Consider the following 806-nt stretch of genomic DNA (forward strand, 5'->3'; position numbering starts at 1 on the left):
GTCCGCGCCGCCCGCACTGGCCGCGCTGCTGCGGCGCGCGGCCGACCTGCTGGCGCTGGGCGCGGATCCGGTCCGGGCATGGGCGAATCCCGAAGGTGCGGTGGACCATTCCGTCGACGCGTTCCTGCGGATGGCGCGCAGGTCGGCGTTGTCGGGTGCTGCGCTGGCCCAGGGGGTGGAGGACCTGGCCGTGCAGTTGCGCGGTGAGGCGGGGGACGCGGCGAGCGCCAGGGCCGAACGCGCCTCGGTGCTGATGGCCGGGCCGCTGGGGTTGTGCTACCTGCCGGCGTTCCTGTGCCTGGGCATCGTTCCCGTCGTCGCCGGGTTGGCCGGCGAGGTCCTGCAGTCGGGAGTTCTGTGACCAACAACGAAGGGGAAAACAACCATGAGACAACAACTTCGGGACATCAAGACCCGTCTGCTGGTGCTGGCGGTCGCCGACGACGGCATGTCCACCGTGGAATACGCCATCGGGACGATTGCCGCCGCGGCGTTCGGCGCGATCCTCTACACGGTGGTGACCGGGGATTCGATCGTGACGGCGCTGACCAACATCATCAGCCGGGCGCTCAACACCAACGTCTGACCGGTGAGTCCGGAATCGCGACCGCCGAAGCGGCTTTCGCGATCCTGGCGCTGGTGGCTGTCCTTGTCGTCTGCATCGCCGGGCTCACCGCGGTGTCGATGCAGGTGCGCTGCATCGACGCCGCCCGCGAAGCCGCGCGCCTGGCCGCCCGCGGCGACGATGTGTCGGCCACCGCGGCAGCGAAGCGGATGGCACCGGACGGCGCGGTCGTCGCGCTGCG

At 70.7% G+C, this 806-nt stretch carries 3 protein-coding genes; all 3 read left to right on the forward strand.

The annotated features are described in order from the left end of the window. Positions 1–361: type II secretion system F family protein (locus MVA01S_RS30000; RefSeq protein WP_174539022.1), on the forward strand; the 361-nt coding region annotated here is incomplete at its 5' end. A 24-nt stretch (positions 362–385) separates the two neighbouring features. Beyond that, positions 386–586, forward strand: a complete 201-nt coding sequence (locus MVA01S_RS30005) for a DUF4244 domain-containing protein (RefSeq protein WP_003931734.1) — start codon at positions 386–388, stop codon at positions 584–586. 14 nt (positions 587–600) lie between these two features. Beyond that, on the forward strand, positions 601–806 hold a 206-nt coding region (locus MVA01S_RS30010; RefSeq protein WP_303621354.1), incomplete at its 3' end, for a TadE family type IV pilus minor pilin.

This window comes from Mycolicibacterium vaccae NBRC 14118 = CIP 105934 (assembly GCF_001552715.1).
Taxonomy (GTDB): Bacteria; Actinomycetota; Actinomycetes; order Mycobacteriales; family Mycobacteriaceae; genus Mycobacterium; species Mycobacterium vaccae.